Source organism: Streptococcus sp. HJ1 (genome assembly GCF_052399005.1).
Lineage (GTDB): Bacteria > Bacillota > Bacilli > Lactobacillales > Streptococcaceae > Streptococcus.
Genome location: NZ_CP199005.1, coordinates 453,458 through 474,416 on the forward strand (window position 1 = coordinate 453,458; position 20,959 = coordinate 474,416).

Genomic DNA, 20,959 nt, shown 5'->3' on the forward strand with positions numbered 1-20,959 from the left:
TTTTTAAAACAAAGGTCAAAGATAGTCAATATCAGAGATCGCATATAATTAAGAATAAACGAGGTAAAGAATATGAACAACAACTTTAATAACTTTAACAACATGGATGATTTATTTAACCAATTGATGGGTGGTATGCGAGGATACAGTTCTGAAAACCGTCGCTACTTGATTAATGGACGAGAAGTGACACCTGAGGAATTTGCTCACTATCGTGCAACTGGTCAATTGCCAGGAAATGCAGAAGTTGATGGACAAATGCAACAACAGGCTTCAGGTATGAAACAAGACGGTGTCCTTGCTAAACTAGGTCGTAACTTGACAGCAGAAGCTCGTGAGGGCAAGTTGGATCCTGTTATCGGACGAAACAAGGAAATTCAAGAAACATCTGAAATCCTCTCACGTCGTACTAAAAATAATCCTGTTCTAGTCGGAGATGCAGGTGTTGGTAAGACAGCCGTTGTCGAAGGTCTAGCACAAGCGATTGTGAATGGAGATGTTCCGGCTGCCATTAAGAACAAGGAAATTATTTCTATTGATATCTCAGGTCTTGAGGCTGGTACTCAATACCGTGGTAGCTTTGAAGAAAACGTTCAAAATCTAGTCAATGAAGTGAAAGAAGCAGGAAATATTATCCTCTTCTTTGATGAAATTCACCAAATCCTCGGTGCTGGTAGTACTGGTGGAGACAGTGGATCTAAAGGTCTTGCGGATATTCTCAAACCAGCTCTCTCTCGAGGTGAGTTGACAGTGATTGGGGCAACGACTCAAGACGAATACCGTAACACCATCTTGAAAAATGCAGCTCTTGCTCGTCGTTTCAACGAAGTGAAGGTCAATGCTCCTTCAGCAGAGGATACTTTTAAAATCCTTCAAGGAATTCGTGACCTCTATCAACAACATCACAATGTTATCTTGCCAGATGAAGTCTTGAAAGCAGCAGTGGATTATTCTGTCCAATACATTCCTCAACGTAGCTTGCCAGATAAAGCTATTGACCTTGTTGATGTAACGGCAGCTCACTTGGCAGCTCAACATCCTGTAACAGATGTGCACGCTGTTGAACGGGAAATTGAAGCAGAAAAAGACAAGCAAGAAAAGGCAGTAGAAGCTGAAGATTTTGAAGCAGCTCTCAATGCTAAAACACGTATTGCAGAATTAGAGAAAAAAGTCGAAAACCACACAGAAGACATGAAAGTGACTGCAAGCATCAACGATGTGGCTGAGTCTGTAGAGCGAATGACAGGTATTCCAGTGTCACAAATGGGAGCGTCAGATATCGAACGTTTGAAAGATATGGCTCATCGCTTGGAACACAAGGTAATTGGCCAAGATAAGGCAGTAGAAGCAGTAGCTCGTGCTATCCGTCGTAACCGTGCAGGATTTGATGAAGGCAATCGCCCAATCGGTAGCTTCCTCTTTGTAGGTCCAACTGGGGTTGGTAAGACAGAACTTGCTAAGCAATTGGCGCTCGATATGTTTGGAACTAAGGATGCGATTATCCGTTTGGACATGTCTGAATACAGTGACCGCACAGCCGTTTCTAAATTGATTGGTACAACAGCAGGTTATGTGGGTTATGATGACAATAGCAATACCTTGACAGAACGTGTTCGTCGCAATCCATACTCTATCATTCTCTTGGACGAAATTGAAAAGGCTGATCCTCAAGTAATCACCCTTCTCCTCCAAGTATTGGATGACGGTCGTTTAACTGATGGTCAAGGAAATACAGTGAACTTTAAGAACACGGTCATTATCGCGACATCAAATGCTGGATTTGGCTATGAAGCTAACTTGACAGAAGATGCGGATAAACCAGAGTTGATGGATCGTTTGAAACCATTCTTCCGTCCAGAGTTTCTTAACCGCTTTAACGCAGTTATCGAGTTCTCACACTTGAATAAGGAAGACCTTTCTAAGATTGTGGACTTGATGTTGGCTGAAGTCAACCAAACCTTGGCTAAGAAAGACATTGATTTGGAAGTCAGCCAAGCAGCTAAGGACTTTATCACAGAAGAAGGCTATGACGAAGTTATGGGTGTTCGTCCACTCCGTCGCGTGGTTGAACAACAAATTCGTGATAAGGTGACAGACTTCCACTTGGATCATCTAGATGCTAAACATCTGGAAGCAGATATGGAAGATGGCGTTTTGGTCATTCGTGAAAAAGCCTAACTCAAGATTTTGAGAATAAAAAAAGAAGGAACTAGCTAAAAGCTGGTTCCTTTTTGTGTTTAGATGACATGGCGCTCAAAGGCATCATCTGAAATTCCTTGTTCCAGGATGAGTTTTGCCCATTCTTTAGCAGAAAAGAGGCTGTGGTCCTTGTAGTTTCCGCAAGATTCGATGGTTGTTCCAGGGACATCTTCCCAAGTAGTGGTTTCAGCAATTTCCTTGAGCGAATCCTTGATAACGGCTGCAATTTCAGCACTGGTATGGCGACCCCACATAATCATGTGGAAGCCTGTGCGACAACCAAATGGTGAACAGTCAATCATGCCGTCAATTCGGGTACGGATGAGTTTGGCCAAGAGGTGTTCGATAGTGTGAAGCCCAGCAGTAGGGATAGAGTCTTCATTTGGCTGTACCAAGCGAATATCAAAGTTGGAGATGATGTCTCCCTTTGGCCCCGTTTCTTCCCCAATCAAGCGAACATAAGGTGCTTTAACAATGGTGTGGTCAAGTTCAAAACTTTCAACAATAACTTCTTTTGACATGGTAGTTCCTTTCAGTTTTCTTCTTTCATTATATCATAAAGGGTGCTGTTGATGGAGTTTGATAAATGACTTTTTGGTACTAGAATGATAATAAAGTCTCTATACATAAACCTCAAAATTATAAAGAAAGAATGAAGAGAAGAATACCTTGTGAAAGAAAAGTAGTTTTTCTAGTGGAACTAAGGTGACTTTTGAAAAGTGGATCAACTTTTTCTGAAATTTCTGTTTAATCTCTGAACTAATTCTGAACTAGATTGGGTATACTGGAGAAAATAAAGATAAAGGAGTTCAGTATGGAACATATTGTAAAAATTGATCGTGTTTCTAAAAAATATGGAGACAAGCAAATTTTAAAGGATATTTCTTTTACAGCTAGGAGTGGTCGCATTACGGCTTTTCTAGGGCATAATGGTGCAGGGAAAAGCTCGACTTTGAGGATTCTTTTGGGATTAGATCGAGCGACCTCTGGGACTGCGACTTTTGATGGACAAACCTATCAGTCAATGATTTATCCTCTCAAAACGGTAGGTGCAGCTTTTGACGGTATGGGGGGTCTGCCAAATAGAAAGGTTCACGACCATCTGCATATTATTGCTGCAAGTAATGTCATTCCAAAGTTTCGGATTGATGAGGTATTGGAGATGACTGGGATCGCTCATAAGAAAAAGGATTTCTTATCAAGCCTGTCTCTAGGAGAGGGGCAGCGCCTGGGGTTGGCAGTAGCTTTACTAGGTGATCCTCAGTTTCTAATATTAGATGAGCCGACCAATGGCTTGGATCCAAGTGGGATTAAGTGGTTTAGAAGGTTCATTCGCCAGCAGGCTGATTTAGGGAAAACGGTACTTCTATCCTCTCATATCCTGTCTGAGGTACAAATGGTAACAGATGATGTAGTCTTGATTCATCATGGGCAAATTATCGAACAGGGAACGCTAGAAGATGTATTACAAGGAACAGATAGTTTAGAAGAGCTCTTCTTCGACTTAACAGAGGAGGTTTAAGATGAAAGAGACGATGTCCTTATTGCGTTCAGAGTGGTTGAAAATCCAATCAACCAAGGCTTTCAGGGTAAGCATGGTCTTTATGCTGTTATTGGTACCTGTTGTGTCATGGCTAGAGGGACGCCAGTATCTGTCTATCGGTTTAGATGCGACCCCTGAGACGGTTCCCGGTCTGGCAGAAGCTATTGATCCGCTGGAATATCTAGGACTTAATGGCGCTTCTATGGGTGGTATGGTTTTAGTCATCTTAGCTGGAATTTTGGGAGCAATGGAATTTCAGTCTCATAGCTTGCGAACCAGTCTATTGGCCTGTAATAACCGCCTGAAGCTACTCGTGGGGAAAATATTGACCTTTGGTTTGTTTTCACTCATCATTAGCTTGTTATCCATTTATTTGAGTTATATGGTCATGCATCTGGCTTTAGGAAAGGAAGGGCTTGATCCGATTTTGCTCAATCAGGCAGCTTGGAGTTTGATTTTGTGGAAAACCTTATCTCTAACCTTATTGGGAATCCTTTCGTTTTTGTTAGGTTTATTGGCTCGGACCATGCTAGTTCCTCTGCTTTTTCTCGTACCCCAAATCTATAATTTAGGAAACTACCTAGCTGCTCACACGAGTTGGGGAGCTTATCTGCCCCAGCCCGCAGGAGAGTTATTTGTTGCAACGCCGACTTCCCAATATGCCAACAATCCCTTGCAAGGACTCTTGATACTAAGCGTATGGTTGCTAGTTATCGGCGTCATGGCCTCTCTGCGCTTTTTGAAGACGGATTTAGGAGGACGCTACTGATGATAAAAGCTCTGCTTAAAAGTGAATGGATTAAGTTTCGTTCTTACTATCTCGTTCTTGGTGCCGCCTTTGTGGCTCTGGTAGTCGTTCCTTTTTTTCTGATGAATCTTGACTACAGTCAGACAGCAGTTGGCCAGACAAAGGCTCTGAGTGAAGCTTTGCATGCTCTCTATCTGGCGCAGCCTGTCATCGTCATCTTTACTTCCCTCTATTTTGCCCAGGAGTTTGTCAAGTCTGGGATGCGAACGAATTTTCTAACCGTATCAAATAGAAAGGCTTGGTTGGCTGGGAAATTCCTTTTTCTGGCCGTTCTGCTCTTGGTTCTCTACAGTGTCATGATAGGCAGCTGTTTCTTTGTTATGCTGGCTCGATTTGACCTAGACTTTAGCTGGCCCTTACTGGGGAAATTCCTCTATTACAGCTCTTTTGGTCTTCTCAGCAATCTTTTTCTGGCTCTTTTAGCTGCTGGCCTCGCTTTGCTCTTTCAATCTTGGGTTGTGCCGGTGTCGGTGCTATTTCCTCTCTTGATTGGTCTTAGCCGTTTATTGGCAACTTTTATCAAAGAAGCAAAGTACCTGCCCGATCTGGCTACGCTAAATCTTTTTGAGTATGAAGGGCTTCAGCATTCAATAGATCTATCAGGGTTGGGAATACAGCTGTTCTGGCTAGCTTTGATTTGGAGCTCTGCTATATTCTTGACCTTGAAACGAGATGTTCGCTAGAGGTATGCTATAATGGAAATCATGAGACAGTATCGTATTTTGGTGGTTGATGACGACCGGAGCATTTTAAAGCTGGTGAAAAACGTCCTAGAGCTAGATGCTTATGACGTGACGACGCTTGATCGGATAGAAGAGCTCGAGCTGACGGATTTTGTAGGATATGATTTGATTCTGCTAGATGTGATGATGGAGCCTGTTAATGGTTTTGAGCTGTGTTCCTACATTCGTCCTCATCTTTCGTGTCCAATTATCTTTCTGACAGCTAAGGAGTTAGAGGCGGACAAGGTGGAAGGGCTCTTTCGCGGAGCAGATGACTATATTGTCAAGCCTTTTGGGACCAAAGAATTGCTGGCGCGTGTCAGAGCTCATCTTCGGCGGGAGGAAAGACGGGAGGAGCGCTATTCTGAAATTGCTTCTTGTCAATTTTATCCAGAGCGCTATGAAGTTGCCTATTTTGGTAAAGTCTTGAAATTTTCAGAGCGAGAGTTTAAGTTGCTGCATTTACTAGCTAGCAATCCCAAGCAGACCTTTTCAGCTGAACGCCTGCATACCTTGCTTTACCCAGAAAGCTCAGAAACACAGCTTCGCTCCATCTCAGAATACGTATATCAGATTCGCCAAAAATGCAAACAAGAAGGGCTGCAAGCAATCGCAACAGTGAGAGGAGTAGGCTATAGATGGCAATTAGAACCCGAAATTTCAAAAGCCTAGTTTGGACAACCAGTTTAAAAATCGTCTTTTTCCATGTTTTGATTTTTGTGCTTATAGGCTATGAATTTACGCAAGGAAGTGATTACGTTCTTTTCACCTTGTTCTTCTGGGCAGGGAGCTTGCTGCTGATTACTTTTTATCATATTTTGAAATTGCTCCGAAAAATCGACAGGGAAATAAAAATGCTAAAGAGCGAGAAGCTTTTAGAAGAAAATCAAAGTCAGCTTTTTCGGATTGAGGAAATGCTAGAAGTTTATAGCGATTTACGGAGCAGCCACCAAGAAAATGCTCATCTTCTAGAAAGAGAGCAGCAGCATAATCAGGAGTTGATTTTACAGCTATCAGCGACATCGCACGATTTGAAGACGCCCCTAACTGTAATTAAGGGGAATGCTGAACTCTTGGAATTGGCGCAGTTAGGCCAGCCACAGGCAGACTATGCTTCTGAGATTTTGCAGGCCAGTCACAAGATGGAAGAGTATTGTGGCTCTTTGATTGATTACGCTAAGACTTTTCAGATTGATTCTAATCAGTTCATTCAGCTTTCCTTAGGGGATTTTTTGGCTTATCTACAGGATGATTGGGCACTGTTCAGCAAACAGGAAAGCTATCATTTTTATCTCCAAGAAGATTGTGATCTTAGCTTGAGATTGTCCATTCATTTGGACTATCTCAAGCGGGCTTTGCTCAATATCTTACTGAATGCGCTTGAACATGCTAATCAGGACCAAAAGGAAGTCAAGCTAACGGTATCAGTGCAGCAGGACCAGTTGGTTTTTGCTATCTGGAACAATGGCCCTGCATTTTCTGAGGAGATGCTGCTGGGAGCAGAACTGCTCTTTTACCAGAGTGACCAAAGCCGCAATTCAGCTAATCCCCATCATGGAATCGGCTTAGCCTTTTCTAAGCAAGTAGCTCTCTTGCACGGTGGTCGTCTGACCCTGCTCAATCTAGACCAAGTAGGAGCCTGTGTCGAGTTGACAATTTCATTGAAATAAATGAGAATGGAAAATCATAAAAACGCATAATACCAAGTGTCCAAAAGACTTGATATTATGCGTTTGATTTTTTTATTATGTAAAGATTTACTGGATTTTTATCTCGAATTGAGTTTTTGTCCAGCCTTGTTTATTTATTTGCGATACAAGCGATCGTATTGGTAGAATGGGTCAAAGGTTACGTTGATACCCAATTTTCGTAGGACATTCTTGTCTTCATCGGTCAGGATGATGGTTGAATGAGCTTCGCTTCCTTTGAGATTCCCAAGTTCTTCCATGGCACGCGCAGCATCAGGATTTTCCATAGCTGTGATTGCAAGTGCAATCAAAATTTCATTTGAGTGGAGGCGAGGATTGCGGCTACCTAGATGATTGATTTTAAGACCTTGAATTGGTTTGACGACTTCAGGCTCGATTAATTTTACTTCCTTAGCGATGTTAGCTGATTTTTTGATGGCATTGATCAAGGCAGCAGCTGTAGGACCAAAGAGTTCAGAGTTTTTACCAGTCACGATTTCCCCATTTGGCAATTCAAGGGCTAGGGCAGGGCCACCAGTTTCTTCTGCTTTTTGGCGTGCAGCGACAGCAACCTTACGGTCTGCAGGTGTGATGCCGAGGTCGTTCATGAGAAGTTCAATCTTCTTGACAGCAGTTTCTCCGACTTTTTCAGCTTTAAAATCAAGAACAGTTTGATAGTAGCGACGGATGATTTCTTGTTTAGAAGCTTCGACAGCGGCTTCATCATCTGTAATAGCGAAACCAACCATGTTGACACCCATGTCTGTTGGTGAAGCGTATGGAGATTCACCTAGGATACGTTCCAACATACGTTTGAGCACTGGGAAAATTTCGATATCACGGTTGTAATTGACAGTGGTTTCTCCGTAGGTTTGGAGATGGAAAGGGTCAATCATATTGACATCATCAAGGTCTGCGGTTGCAGCCTCGTAGGCCAAGTTGACCGGATGATGAAGGGGAAGATTCCAAACTGGGAAGGTTTCAAACTTAGCGTAACCAGACTTGATGCCATTGAGTTGGTCATGGTACATATTGGACATACAAGTTGCCAATTTTCCAGAACCAGGTCCAGGAGCGGTTACGACAATCAAGTTGCGACTGGTTTTGATGTAGTCGTTTTTCCCCATACCTTCTGGAGAAATGATGTGATCCATATCCGTCGGGTATCCTTTGATTGGATAATGAAGATAGGAATCAATCCCGTTTTTATCTAACTGGTTGCGGAAGGCATCTGCAGCGGGTTGGCCAGCGTATTGTGTGATGACAACCGAACCAACAAAAATTCCCAGCTCATTGAATTTGTCAATCAAGCGAAGAACTTCTTGGTCATAAGAAATGCCTAGGTCGCCACGCGCTTTAGAATGCTCGATGTTGCTAGCATTAATGGCAATCACAACCTCAACTTGCTCTTTCAATTCTTGCAAGAGCTTGATTTTATTGTCAGGCTCATAACCAGGAAGGACACGAGCAGCGTGGAAATCTTCCAACATTTTGCCACCAAACTCCAAGTAGAGCTTGCCGTCAAATTGGTTGATGCGCTCCAAAATGTGGTCGCGCTGTAGATTCAAATATTGTTCAGAACTAAAAGCTTGTTTTTTCATTTTTTTACCTCTGACCTCTATTATAATAAAAAATTGGAAGATAGGAAACTACGGAGTCAAAAAAGAAATCAAAAAGATTAGGCAAACGCTTGCACTAAGTTTAAAAAAGCGCTATCATAGACTATAGATTATTAAAATAATGAGGTGAGAAGATGCAAGAAAAATGGTGGCACAATGCCGTAGTCTATCAAGTCTATCCCAAGAGTTTTATGGACAGCAACGGAGATGGAATTGGTGATTTGCCAGGAATTACGAGTAAGTTAGACTATCTAGCCAAGCTAGGGATTACAGCGATTTGGCTTTCTCCTGTTTATGACAGTCCTATGGATGATAATGGTTATGATATTGCTGATTATCAAGCGATTGCTACTATTTTCGGAACCATGGAGGACATGGATGAACTGATCGCAGAAGCTAAGAAACGTGGTATTCGAATTATCATGGACTTGGTGGTCAATCATACCTCAGATGAACACGCATGGTTTGTCGAGGCTTGTGAAAATCCTGATAGCCCTGAGCGTGACTACTATATCTGGCGAGATGAGCCCAATGATTTGGAGTCTATCTTTAGTGGGTCTGCTTGGGAATACGATGAAAAGTCAGGTCAATACTATCTCCACTTTTTCAGTAAGAAACAGCCCGATCTCAACTGGGAGAATGAAAAACTGCGCCAGAAAATTTACGAGATGATGAACTTCTGGATTGATAAAGGTATTGGTGGTTTTCGTATGGATGTTATTGACATGATTGGGAAAATTCCTGATGAGAAAGTAGTCAATAATGGTCCCATGCTCCATCCCTATCTCAAGGAAATGAATCAGGCGACCTTTGGAGATAAAGATCTATTGACAGTAGGAGAGACCTGGGGTGCAACGCCAGAGATTGCTAAGCTCTACTCGGATCCAAAGGGACAAGAATTGTCTATGGTCTTCCAGTTTGAACACATCTGTCTTCAGTATCAGGAAGGGCAACCTAAGTGGCACTACCAAAAAGAGTTAAATGTAGGGAAGTTAAAAGAAATTTTCAACAAATGGCAGACAGAGTTAGGAGTTGAGGACGGCTGGAATTCCCTCTTCTGGAACAACCATGACCTTCCTCGCATCGTCTCTATTTGGGGAAATGACCACGAATATCGCGAAAAATCTGCTAAAGCCTTTGCGATTTTGCTTCATCTTATGAGAGGAACACCCTATATTTACCAGGGTGAAGAGATTGGGATGACCAATTATCCGTTTGAAACACTGGATCAAGTAGAAGATATTGAATCTCTCAACTATGCGCGTGAAGCTCTTGAAAAAGGCGTTCCGATAGAAGAAATCATGGATAGTATCCGTGTCATCGGTCGTGACAATGCCCGTACTCCAATGCAATGGGATGAGAGTAAAAACGCTGGCTTCTCAACAGGTCAACCTTGGTTGGCAGTTAATCCAAACTATGAAGAGATCAACGTTCAGGAAGCGCTGGCAAATCCAGATTCTATTTTCTATACCTATCAGGAACTGGTTCAAATTCGTAAGGAGAATAGTTGGCTGATTCGAGCTGACTTTGAATTGCTTGATACGGCTGATAAGGTATTTGCTTATATCCGTAAGGATGGTGCACGTCGCTTCCTAGTTGTGGCTAACTTGTCCAATGAAAAACAAAACTTTTTAGTAGAAGGAAGAGTTAAGTCAATCTTGATTGAAAACACTACTGCTAAAGAAGCAGTTGAAAAACAAACCTTGGCTCCATGGGATGCTTTCTGTGTGGAACTGACTGACTAAAATGAGTAAACCTCAAGCTTTTGAAGCTTGAGGTTTTTTACTAAAAATTGTATTGAAAAATCTTTAAAAAATATTTGTTAGAATTTTCTAAAAAATCTGGCGAAAGTCCTTGCTTTTATGAAAAAATAGGGTATAATGGTGAAAACACTATCTTTAAGGAGATTACTTATGAAATCGAAAAAGTGGCTCTTAGGAGCAGGTGCTGTTTTGAGTGCAGCCCTACTGTTAACTGCTTGTGGGCAAAGTGAAAAGAAAGCGGATGCTCCCAAGACATTCTCTTATGTCTACGCTATGGATCCATCTTCTTTGGACTATAGTGTGACGAGCAAGAGCTCAACTTCTGACGTTATAGCAAACGTTGTCGATGGTCTTTTGGAAAATGACAAGTATGGGAACTTAATTCCATCACTTGCAGAAGACTGGTCTGTTTCAAAGGATGGGTTGACTTACACCTACAAACTTCGTAAGGGTGTAAAATGGTATACTTCTGATGGAGAAGAATACGCTGAAGTTAAGGCCAAAGACTTTGTTACTGGGCTTAAACATGCTGCTGACGGAAAATCAGATGGTCTTTCTTTGATTCAGGATTCTATCAAAGGTTTGGCAGAGTATGTCAGTGGTGAGAGCAATGATTTCTCTACCGTAGGAGTTAAGGCTGTTGATGATTACACGGTAGAATACACGCTCAACAAACCAGAGAGTTTCTGGAACTCTAAGGTCACAACTGCAACCATGCTTCCAGTTAATGAAGAATTTTTGAATTCTAAAGGGAGCGACTACGGTGCACCAACCCCATCAGGTATCCTATACAATGGTCCTTATTTCTTGAAATCATTGACTTCAAAATCAGTCATTGAATATGAAAAGAATCCAAACTACTGGGATAAGGACAATGTTAAGATTGACAATATTAAACTAACCTTCTACGATGGATCAGATCAAGAATCCTTGATTCGCAGCTTTACACAAGGTGCCTATACAACAGCCCGACTCTTCCCAACAAGCTCAAACTTTGAGTCAACTAAACAAGAGTACGGCGATAAGATTGTTTATAGTCCACAAGAAGCGACAAGCTACTACCTTACTGTTAACGTAAACCGCCAATCTTACAATAAAACAGCCAAAACAGACGAGGCTCAAAAAACTTCAACGAAAGAAGCTCTTCTCAACAAGAACTTCCGTCAGGCGCTGAACTTTGCCCTTGACCGTCATTCTTATACTGCTCAGTTGAATGGTGAAGAAGGTGCGAACAAGATTATCCGTAACAGCCTAGTGCCTCATGACTACGTTCAAGTAGGCGAAAAGACCTTTGGAGAGTTGGCGCAGGCAGAGCTTGTTTCATATGGAGACCAGTGGAAAGATGTAGCCCTTACAGATGGCAAGGATACGATTTACAGTCCTGAAAAAGCTAAGGCTGCCTTTGCTAAAGCCAAGGAAGAATTGCAGGGCAAGGGAGTTACCTTCCCAATCCATTTGGATATCCCGGTTGAACAAACAGATGTAATCGCGGTTCAACAAACCAACTCACTCAAGCAGTCAATCGAATCATCACTTGGTACAGAGAATGTCATTGTCGATGTCCTTCAAATGACAGATAATGAAAAAATAAGCATTACGTCCCAAGCTAAGGTTCCAGCACAAAAAGATTACGACTTGAATGGAACTGGTTGGGGACCAGACTATCAAGACCCAGCTACCTACCTAAACATTCTTGATGCTAAGAAGGGTTCTGCCCTTAAACACTTGGGTATCACTCGTGGAAAAGATCCAGAAGTGATGGCTCAAGTCGGTCTAGACGAATACAAGAAACTCTTGGATGATGCCGCAGCTGAAACAAGCGACCTCAATAAGCGTTACGAAAAATATGCTAAAGCTCAAGCTTGGGTATCGGATAGTTCACTTTTAATCCCAGTTGCTTCTTCAGGTGGTTCTCCAACTGTTAGCCGTACTGTACCATTCACAAAAGCATACTCTCAAGTCGGAATCAAGGGAGACCCATTTGTGTTCAAAGGATTGGAATTGCAAAATGATGTTGTGACTGCAAAAGAATACGAAGAAGCCTTCAAGAAATGGCAACAAGAAAAAATCGAAACAAATGCCAAATACCAAAAAGAACTTGAAAAACACGTCAAGTAATCTATAAACAGAAAAGGAAGTTGCAGGAAACTGTGCTTCCTTTTTTGTTTTGAGACACCAGTTGTCATAAAAGTAGTAACTTTACATTTTTGAATAAATTTGATAAAATAAGGATATGTTATAAAAAGTGACATAAAGGAGTAGAGGATGAACATGAAAAAAAGACTCATCAGAACTGGTCTTGTCCTAGCAACAGGGATTTTACTGACAGCTTGTGGACAGTCCAACACAGATACTAGCACTTATTCATCCACATTTAGTGCGAATCCAACAACTTTTAACTATCTTCTGGATTATTATGCAGATAATACTGCTGTTATTACCAACCTTGTAGATGGCTTGTTAGAAAATGATAGCTATGGGAATCTAACGCCAGCTCTAGCTGAAGATTGGTCAGTTTCGGCGGATGGTTTAACCTATACATATAAACTTAGAAAAGATGCCAAGTGGTACACTGCTGATGGAGAAGAGTACGCTCCAGTCAAAGCCCAAGACTTTGTCACTGGGATTAAGTATGCTGCGGACAACAAGGGTCAAGCCATGGATCTGATCCAAAATTCAATCAAGGGATTGAATGACTATGTGACGGGTGTGACCAATGACTTTTCAACTGTTGGTGTCAAAGCCTTGGATGATTACACAGTCGAGTACACCTTGACTCGACCAGAACCGTACTGGAATTCAAAGACAACCAATAGTATCCTTTTCCCAGTCAACGAAGAGTTCTTGAAATCAAAGGATAAAGATTTTGGTACCTTGACACCAGACAGCATCCTTTATAACGGTCCATATCTGTTAAAAGATTTCACATCAAAATCTTCCATCGAGTATGTGAAGAATCCTAACTACTATGATCATGAGAAAGTCACCATTGAAAAAGTTAAGTTAGCTTACTTTGATGGGTCAGATCAGGAGATGACCATTCGAAACTTTGAAAGTGGTGCTTACTCGATTGCAGGAGTCTATCCAAATAGTTCGAACTATGCTAAGACAAAAGAAAAATACCAAGACAATATCGTTTATAGCTTGCAAGACAAGACATCTTGGTACTTTAACTTTAACGTCAACCGCAAAACCTATAATCATACCGCTAAAACAACGGACGAACAAAAGAAATCAGCTCAAACAGCTATCTTAAATAAAAATTTCCGTCAGGCTATCAACTTTGGTATTGATCGAACAGCCTACTCTGCTCAATCTAACGGTGAAGAAGCAGCGAGCAAAACCCTTCGTAATACTCTGGTTCCCCCAACATTTGTTCAGGTGGGAGATAAGACCTTTGGAGAAGTAACAGCTTCTAAGCTTGTGAACTACGGAACTGAGTGGTCAGGTATCAATTTGGCAGACGCTCAAGATGCTTACTTTAACAAGGAAAAGGCCCAAGCAAAATTTGCGGAAGCTAAAAAGGAATTAGAAGCCCAAGGCGTGACTTTCCCAATCCATTTGGATGTCCCTGTTGATCAGACGAATAAAAATGCGGTTTCTGGTATGAACTCGGTTAAACAAACCCTTGAAACAGTACTAGGTTCTGACAATATCGTCATTGATGTTCAACAGCTTTCTACAGATGACTTTGGAAATGTTGCTTTCCTAGCACCAAATCCAGCAGCTCGAGACTACGACCTAAACTTTGATGGTTGGGTTGGTGATTACCAGGATCCATCAACTTATCTAGACCCCTTCAATGCTGAAACTGGTTTCTATCTCAAAATTTTTGGTCTTGATGCCAAGGAAGACCAAGAGCTCATTAAGAGTTTGGGGCTCGATACCTATACACAACTCCTGAAAGAAGCAGATGCAGAGAACAAAGATGTCGCTAAGCGTTATGAAAAATACGCTGAAGCACAAGCTTGGATGATTGACAATTCTCTAGTCATGTCTGCTATGTCAAATGGCGGTACAGCCTCTGTAACCAAAGTAACTCCGTTTACACGTGCCTACTCCCTAGTAGGTATCAAAGGTGACGGAAATAATTATAAGTATATGAGATTACAAAAAGACCCTGTTACCAAGAAACAATTTGACGAAGCCAAGGCTAAGTGGGAAGAAGAAAGTAAAAAAGCTATCGAAAAGAGCCAGAAAGAGTTTGAAAATCACGTAAAATAAGATTACAGACAAGGTTGCCCCTAAGCGCCTTGTCTTTTTGTGTAGAATCGCATTCGTAAGTTTGGTCAAATTTTAGTGTAATTTATTTGGCCAAATTTTAGTGTAATTTAAGAGAACAAAAGCGAATGAAAACGCTAAAAATTGTGAGTTAGATGTATGGTATTTCTTGTGTAATTGTGATATAATAGCTCAGATTATAATGTACGGGAGATATTTATGAGTAGACGTTCAAAGAGAGCTCGTTTAGGGAATGTAAAACGAAATGTTAATATAGTTTTAGCAACCATTTATTTATTATTGAGTGGTTTTTTGCTGTTCTTAATTTTTAAACATAATATCCTAGCTTTTCGATACCTCAATATCCTTACGGCGGTTCTTATTTTTATTTCTGCTGTAATTGCAATCCTTCTGATAGTGTATAAAAAAGCCGAGAAGTTTACGGTTTTCTTTTTGACACTTGCTATCGTAGTTAGCTCGGTTTCTCTCTATGCTTTGCAACAGTTTGTCGGTTTTACCAATCATATCAATGCGACCTCAAACTACTCAGAGTATTCGATGAGTGTGGTCGTTTTGAAAGATAGTGAAATCAGTAATGTGACTCAGTTAGAGAGTGTTACAGGTCCGACTGAAACAGATAATGATAATATCCAAAAGTTGATGGCGGATATTAATACGACACAGAGTAAAGACTTGACAGTTGAACAGAGTGCTTCTTATCTAGCAGCTTATAAGAGTCTGCTTTCTGGCGAAATTAAAGCAATTGTCTTAAATAGTGTTTTTGAGAACATCATCGAAGCAGAGTATCCAGATTATGCTTCGAAAATTAAGAAAATCTATACAAAAAAACTAACCAAGGATGTTGCGGCACCAAAGGTATCGAAGAATAAAGCTTTCAATATTTATGTGAGTGGTATTGATACCTATGGTCCGATTAGTTCCGTTTCGCGTTCAGATGTAAACATTTTGATGACTGTGAACCGAGATACCAAGAAAATCCTTCTGACTACAACGCCTCGAGATTCCTATGTTCCGATTGCGGATGGGGGAAATAATCAAAAGGATAAATTGACCCACGCTGGGATTTATGGAGTGGACTCGTCGATTCATACTTTGGAAAATCTATACGGGGTTGATATCAATTACTATGTTCGCTTGAACTTTACCTCTTTCTTGAAGTTGATTGACCTTTTAGGTGGCGTTGATGTCTATAATGATCAGGATTTCACTTCTTTGCATGGCAAGTATCATTTCCCTGTTGGGAATGTCCATCTAGACTCTGAGCAGGCTCTTGGTTTTGTTCGTGAGCGCTACTCTCTAGCAGATGGAGATCGTGACCGTGGTCGGAACCAACAAAAGGTTATTGTAGCTATTATTCAGAAGTTGACATCAACTGAGGCTTTGAAGAACTATGACAATATCATCCAAGGATTGCAAGATTCTCTTCAGACCAACATGCCTTTGGAAACCATGATGGATCTGGTTAATACTCAATTGGAGAGTGGCGGGAACTACAAAGTCAACTCTCAAGACTTGAAAGGAACTGGACGCACGGATCTTCCTTCATACGCTATGCCAGATAGTAACCTCTACATGATGGAAATCGATGAAAGTAGCTTGGCTGCCGCCAAAGCTGCTATCAATGATGTGATGGAGGGCAAGTAGCATGATAGATATCCATTCGCACATCGTTTTCGATGTGGATGATGGTCCAAAGTCGATAGAGGAAAGTAAAAAGCTTCTAAGAGAGGCCTATAGTCAAGGAGTGAGAACAATCGTTTCAACTTCGCATAGACGAAAAGGGATGTTCGAAACTCCTGAAGAAAAAATCGCAACTAACTTTTTGAAGGTGCGAGAAATGGCTAAGGAAGTTGCGGATGACTTAATCATTGCCTATGGGGCAGAAATCTACTATACGCCGGATGTTGTTGAGAAGTTAGAAAAGAAATTAATCCCAACCCTCAACGATAGCCGCTATGCTTTGATTGAGTTTAGTATGAATACACCCTATCGGGATATACATAAGGGGTTGAGTGATATTCTAATGCTAGGCATTACACCCGTCATTGCCCACATTGAACGTTACGATGCTTTAGAAAGTAATGAAAAGCGCGTGCGAGAGCTGATTGATATGGGATGTTATACTCAGGTTAATAGTTCTCATGTTTTGAAACCAAAACTCTTCGGAGAAACCTATAAATTTATGAAAAAGAGGGCGCTGTATTTCTTGGAACGAGATCTGGTTCACGTGATAGCAAGTGATATGCACAACTTGGATCACAGACCTCCTCATATGGAGGAAGCCTATGATATCATTGCCAAAAAATACAGTGAAGATAAGGCTAAGGAACTTTTTAAGGATAATCCCCGAAAAATAATAATGGATCAATTAATTTAGGAGAAAAAATGAAAGAACAAAATATGATGGAAATCGATGTATTTCACTTACTTAAAATCCTTTGGAAACGAAAATTGTTAATTGCTTTGGTAGCATTCGTGACAGGGACAGTAGCATTTGCCTACAGTAGTTTTATTGTGAAGCCGGAGTTTACGAGTACGACCCGAATTTATGTGGTCAATCGTAATCAGGGAGATAAGCCTGGCTTGACTAACCAAGATTTGCAAGCAGGATCTTACTTGGTAAAAGACTATCGCGAAATCATTCTCTCGCAAGACGTTTTAGAGAAGGTTGCGACTGATTTGAAACTAGAACTCCCTCCAAAAGGTCTAGCTAGTAAAATCAAGGTAACAGTTCCAGTGGATACGCGTATTGTATCGATTTCTGTTACAGACCGTGCACCTGAGGAAGCTAGCCGGATCGCCAACTCTTTGAGAGAGGTTGCGGCTCAAAAGATCATCAGTGTCACTCGCGTTTCGGATGTGACAACCCTTGAAGAAGCACGTCCTGCAACATCACCATCTTCACCAAACATTCGTCGCAATACCATGGTTGGATTCCTTGCAGGAGCGGTTGTGATGGTTGTCACAGTTCTCCTAGTTGAGCTCTTGGATACACGAGTGAAACGTCCAGAAGATATTGAGGACGTGATGCAAATTGCACTATTGGGAGTAGTTCCAAATTTGGATAAATTGAAATAGGAGAGAAAAATGCCAACTTTAGAAATTGCACAAAAAAAATTAGATTTGGCAAGAAAAGCTGAAGAGTATTACAATGCACTTCGTACCAATATACAATTGAGCGGGAATAACTTGCAAGTGATTTCGATCACGTCTGTAAAACCGGGTGAAGGGAAGTCAACTACTTCTACAAATATTGCTTGGGCCTTTGCGCGTGCGGGCTATAAGACGCTTTTAATCGATGCCGATATTCGTAATTCTGTCATGTCAGGTGTTTTTAAATCACGAGAAAAGATTACAGGCCTAACAGAGTTCTTGTCAGGCACAACAGACCTATCACAAGGTTTATGTGAAACCAATGTTGAAAATTTGTTTGTCATTCAAGCGGGCTCTGTATCCCCAAACCCAACAGCTTTGTTACAAAGTGAAAATTTTGCGACCATGATTGACACCTTACGCAAGTACTTTGACTACATCGTCGTAGATACTGCTCCGATTGGAGTTGTTATCGATGCGGCGATTATCACGCAACAGTGTGACGCTTCTGTTTTAGTAACTGCGGCTGGTGAAACAAATCGTCGTGATGTCCAAAAAGCTAAAGAACAACTCGAACAAACAAGCAAACCATTCTTAGGAATTGTGCTTAATAAACTCAATACCTCTGTTGAAAAATATGGTGCATATGGTGCATATGGTGCTTATGGGAATTATGGTAAAAAATAACAAATAGTCTAGGGAAGATATTATGGAAGAAAAGGGATTGAAGATTACTTTGGCGGCAATCCAGAGTTTTCTTGTTATTTTATTAGCTTATTTACTTAGTTTTGTTAAGGAAACAGAGATTGTAAATACTTCTGTTATTATCTTGTTCATTCTTCATTTTTTTATTTTTTATATCAGTGATTATGGGCATGATTTTTTTAAAAGGGGTTATTTAGCAGAGTTTAGCAACACTGCAAAGTATATCGTGTTCTTTGCTTTAGCTATCAGTATTTCGAATTTTTTCTTAGAAGATCGTTTTAGTATCTCTAGACGAGGGATGATTTACTTTTTGACAATACACTCTATTCTGTTGTATTTGTTGAATCTGTGCATTAAACGCTATAGAAAACGCATCTTTCCAAATCTCAAGGGGAGTAAGAAGATATTCTTGATAACAGCGACCTCTAGGGTTGAAAAAGTCATCGATAGGCTTATAGAGTCGGGAGAAATTTTTTGGAATTTGGTGGCGGTCAGTGTTTTAGACCAGCCTGATTTTCAGCATCAATCCTTAACCGTTGTACCTGCTGAGAACATCTTAGACTTTGCTACTCATGAAGTTGTTGATGAGGTCTTTATCAATCTACCAAGTGAAGAGTACGATATCGGGGAGTTTATCTCACTTTTTGAGACAATGGGAATTGACGTGACGGTTAACCTGAATGCTTTTAATAACTATCTAGGTAGTGATAAAAAGATTCGTGGGATGGCAGGGCTGAATGTTATCACGTTTTCTACAAAATTTTATAAGACGAGTCATGTCATTGCTAAACGGTTCATTGATATTGTCGGTTCGATTGTCGGATTGATTATTTGTGGTTTGGTGAGCATTGTTTTGGTTCCAATGATTCGACAAGATGGTGGGCCAACGATTTTTTCTCAAACGCGTATTGGAAAAAATGGTCGACATTTCACTTTTTATAAATTTCGCTCTATGCGTGTAGATGCTGAGGAGAGAAAGCAAGAACTCCTAGCGCAAAATACTATGCAGGGTGGTATGTTTAAAATCGATGATGATCCTCGTGTCACTCCAATTGGTCGCTTTATTCGTAAGACCAGCCTAGATGAGTTACCGCAGTTTTGGAATGTTTTAATGGGAGATATGAGTCTGGTCGGAACCCGTCCCCCAACAGTGGATGAGTATGAAAAATATACACCTGAGCAAAAACGTCGATTGAGTTTTAAACCTGGGATAACAGGCTTGTGGCAAGTCAGCGGGCGAAGTGAGATTAAGGATTTCAATGAAGTTGTTAAATTAGATGTGGCCTATATTGATGATTGGACTATTTGGAAAGATATTGAAATATTGTTAAAGACCGTTAAAGTTGTATTTATGAGAGATGGGGCAAAGTAATTTCTGATCTTTAGTCCTGTTAGGAGAGAGATGAAACAGTCAGTTTATATCATTGGTTCAAAGGGGATTCCTGCTAAGTATGGAGGATTTGAAACCTTTGTTGAAAAATTAACCGAATATCAAAAAGACAGCAACATACAATACTATGTTGCTTGTATGCGTGAAAATTCTGCCAAGTCTGGTATTAAGGAAGATCGGTTTGAGCACAATGGAGCCATTTGCTTCAACATCGATGTACCCAATATCGGACCGGCCCGCGCCATCGCTTACGATATTGCAGCGGTCAACAAGGCTATTGAATTGGCTAAGGAGAACAAGGACGAGGCTCCCATTTTTTACATTCTAGCTTGTCGCATCGGTCCTTTTATTTCTGGACTTAAGAAAAAAATTCGTGCGATTGGTGGCTCTTTGCTGGTGAATCCTGATGGTCATGAATGGCTACGAGCAAAGTGGAGCCTGCCAGTTCGTAAGTACTGGAAATTTTCAGAGAAGCTCATGGTCAAACATGCAGATTTACTGGTCTGTGACAGTAAAAATATCGAACAATATATTCAAGAGGATTATAAGCAGTACCAACCAAAGACCACCTATATTGCCTATGGGACAGATACAGCTCCTTCAATCCTGAAAGCAGAAGATGCCAAAGTTCGGAATTGGTATCAGGAAAAAGGAGTTAGCGAAAATGGCTATTATCTAGTAGTGGGACGATTCGTTCCTGAAAACAACTACGAAGCCATGATTCGTGAATTTATCAAGTCCAAGTCCAAGAAGGACTTTGTCCTCATCACAAATGTGGAACAGAATAAATTTTACGACCAGTTGTTACAAGATACTGGTTTTGACAAAGATCCTAGGGTCAAATTTGTTGGGACTGTCTATGACCAAGAGTTGCTCAAGTACATTCGTGAGCATGCCTTTGCCTATTTCCATGGACATGAGGTTGGAGGAACCAACCCTTCTCTACTGGAAGCTCTAGCATCTACAAAACTGAATTTGTTGCTAGATGTTGGCTTTAACCGTGAGGTTGGTGAAGACGGGGCCATTTATTGGAAAAAAGATGAGTTGGCTCGTGTCATTGAGGAAGTAGAAGGATTTGATCAGGTAGCAATAACTGACTTGGATTTCAAGTCAAGTCAAAGAATCCTCTCGGCTTTCACATGGGAAAAGATTGTGTCAGATTATGAAGAAGTGTTTAAAGGATAGGG

Annotated in this window: 17 protein-coding genes; 15 read left to right on the forward strand and 2 right to left on the reverse strand. The window is 41.0% G+C overall.

Features of this window, described 5'->3' with window-relative positions; genetic code table 11:
* Nucleotides 1-72 precede the first annotated feature (72 nt).
* Nucleotides 73-2,178 (forward strand): ATP-dependent Clp protease ATP-binding subunit, encoded by a 2,106-nt coding sequence (locus ACT17O_RS02225; RefSeq protein WP_444817643.1) that lies wholly within the window; start codon nt 73-75, stop codon nt 2,176-2,178.
* A 59-nt stretch (nt 2,179-2,237) separates the two neighbouring features.
* On the opposite strand, the gene ACT17O_RS02230 is transcribed toward ACT17O_RS02225, so the two are convergent.
* Nucleotides 2,238-2,720 (reverse strand): S-ribosylhomocysteine lyase, encoded by a 483-nt coding sequence (locus ACT17O_RS02230; RefSeq protein ID WP_000032544.1) that lies wholly within the window; start codon nt 2,718-2,720, stop codon nt 2,238-2,240.
* A gap of 293 nt (nt 2,721-3,013) precedes the next feature.
* Here ACT17O_RS02230 and ACT17O_RS02235 point away from each other — a divergent pair, with 293 nt between their 5' ends.
* From ACT17O_RS02235 to ACT17O_RS02255, 5 genes are read left to right on the forward strand one after another with little or no spacing between them, the layout of a single operon-like run.
* Nucleotides 3,014-3,721: an ABC transporter ATP-binding protein gene (locus ACT17O_RS02235; protein WP_444817644.1), complete on the forward strand. Its 708-nt coding sequence runs from the start codon at nt 3,014-3,016 to the stop codon at nt 3,719-3,721.
* A 1-nt stretch (nt 3,722) separates the two neighbouring features.
* Nucleotides 3,723-4,511: a lantibiotic ABC transporter permease gene (locus ACT17O_RS02240; RefSeq protein ID WP_444817645.1), complete on the forward strand. Its 789-nt coding sequence runs from the start codon at nt 3,723-3,725 to the stop codon at nt 4,509-4,511.
* Entirely contained in the window at nt 4,511-5,233 is a 723-nt protein-coding gene (locus tag ACT17O_RS02245; protein ID WP_000588277.1) for an ABC transporter permease, read from the forward strand. Before ACT17O_RS02240 ends, ACT17O_RS02245 begins: the two co-directional genes overlap by 1 nt.
* Before the next feature lie 12 nt (nt 5,234-5,245).
* Nucleotides 5,246-5,944 (forward strand): response regulator transcription factor, encoded by a 699-nt coding sequence (locus ACT17O_RS02250; RefSeq protein WP_000404920.1) that lies wholly within the window; start codon nt 5,246-5,248, stop codon nt 5,942-5,944.
* On the forward strand, nt 5,911-6,942 hold the full coding sequence (locus tag ACT17O_RS02255; RefSeq protein WP_444817646.1) for a sensor histidine kinase: 1,032 nt from the start codon (nt 5,911-5,913) through the stop codon (nt 6,940-6,942). Before ACT17O_RS02250 ends, ACT17O_RS02255 begins: the two co-directional genes overlap by 34 nt.
* A gap of 134 nt (nt 6,943-7,076) precedes the next feature.
* Here the strand turns inward: ACT17O_RS02255 and ACT17O_RS02260 are convergent, their stop codons facing one another.
* A complete protein-coding gene (locus tag ACT17O_RS02260; protein WP_049504891.1) occupies nt 7,077-8,561 on the reverse strand; it encodes a DUF1846 domain-containing protein in 1,485 nt (494 codons plus the stop codon).
* 152 nt (nt 8,562-8,713) lie between these two features.
* On the opposite strand from ACT17O_RS02260, the gene ACT17O_RS02265 reads away from it, so the two are divergent.
* The 9 genes from ACT17O_RS02265 to cps2T all read left to right on the forward strand — a co-directional run bounded on the left by ACT17O_RS02265 (nt 8,714) and on the right by cps2T (nt 20,957).
* Complete coding sequence (locus ACT17O_RS02265; protein ID WP_444817647.1) at nt 8,714-10,324, forward strand: glycoside hydrolase family 13 protein; 1,611 nt, start codon at nt 8,714-8,716, stop codon at nt 10,322-10,324.
* A 168-nt stretch (nt 10,325-10,492) separates the two neighbouring features.
* Nucleotides 10,493-12,460 (forward strand): peptide ABC transporter substrate-binding protein, encoded by a 1,968-nt coding sequence (locus ACT17O_RS02270; protein ID WP_444817648.1) that lies wholly within the window; start codon nt 10,493-10,495, stop codon nt 12,458-12,460.
* A gap of 147 nt (nt 12,461-12,607) precedes the next feature.
* Nucleotides 12,608-14,566, forward strand: coding sequence for a peptide ABC transporter substrate-binding protein (locus ACT17O_RS02275; RefSeq protein ID WP_444817649.1), 1,959 nt, complete (start codon nt 12,608-12,610; stop codon nt 14,564-14,566).
* A gap of 216 nt (nt 14,567-14,782) precedes the next feature.
* On the forward strand, nt 14,783-16,228 hold the full coding sequence (gene cpsA, locus ACT17O_RS02280; protein ID WP_444817650.1) for an LCP family glycopolymer transferase CpsA: 1,446 nt from the start codon (nt 14,783-14,785) through the stop codon (nt 16,226-16,228).
* A gap of 1 nt (nt 16,229) precedes the next feature.
* A complete protein-coding gene (gene cps4B / locus ACT17O_RS02285; protein ID WP_444817651.1) occupies nt 16,230-16,961 on the forward strand; it encodes a capsular polysaccharide biosynthesis protein Cps4B in 732 nt (243 codons plus the stop codon).
* 8 nt (nt 16,962-16,969) lie between these two features.
* A complete protein-coding gene (gene cpsC / locus ACT17O_RS02290) occupies nt 16,970-17,662 on the forward strand; it encodes a capsular polysaccharide biosynthesis protein CpsC (RefSeq protein WP_084856811.1) in 693 nt (230 codons plus the stop codon).
* A 9-nt stretch (nt 17,663-17,671) separates the two neighbouring features.
* Entirely contained in the window at nt 17,672-18,364 is a 693-nt protein-coding gene (locus ACT17O_RS02295; protein ID WP_125391874.1) for a tyrosine-protein kinase, read from the forward strand.
* A 22-nt stretch (nt 18,365-18,386) separates the two neighbouring features.
* Complete coding sequence (locus ACT17O_RS02300) at nt 18,387-19,754, forward strand: sugar transferase (RefSeq protein ID WP_444817652.1); 1,368 nt, start codon at nt 18,387-18,389, stop codon at nt 19,752-19,754.
* Nucleotides 19,755-19,784: 30 nt separating this feature from the next.
* Nucleotides 19,785-20,957, forward strand: a complete 1,173-nt coding sequence (gene cps2T, locus ACT17O_RS02305; protein ID WP_444817653.1) for a beta 1-4 rhamnosyltransferase Cps2T — start codon at nt 19,785-19,787, stop codon at nt 20,955-20,957.
* The last annotated feature ends 2 nt before the right edge of the window (nt 20,958-20,959 follow it).